The 250-nt window shown below is 69.6% G+C and carries 1 protein-coding gene; it reads right to left on the bottom strand.

The features are described from left to right. Window positions 1-250: hypothetical protein (locus FLQ03_RS18860; RefSeq protein WP_206211057.1), on the bottom strand; the 250-nt coding region annotated here is incomplete at both ends.

Raw genomic sequence — 250 nt, 5'->3', positions numbered from 1 at the left:
GAAAGACGGCGCAGCGTCTGACCGGGACCGGTAGCGCGCACGCCGAGGCGGGCAATCACCTCCTCCGCCCAGCGCCAGGCCTGCCGATGGCCGAACAGGCTCCAGCGCGAAAAGCTGTTATCGGCGCTGACCGCCAGGTTCATCGCGATCGGCTCTTCAATGAAAATGCCCTCTTTGCGTCGCTCCTCCGGGACCAGCGCCAGGCCGCGCCCCACCGAGTCGGCCGGATCGCGCGGTCGCCACGGCTGGC

Origin of the sequence: Vogesella urethralis, assembly GCF_007644045.2 — a bacterium.
Taxonomy (GTDB): domain Bacteria; phylum Pseudomonadota; class Gammaproteobacteria; order Burkholderiales; family Chromobacteriaceae; genus Vogesella; species Vogesella urethralis.
The sequence above is the reverse complement of the archived record's forward strand: the minus strand, read 5'-3'. Positions and strand labels throughout refer to the sequence as shown.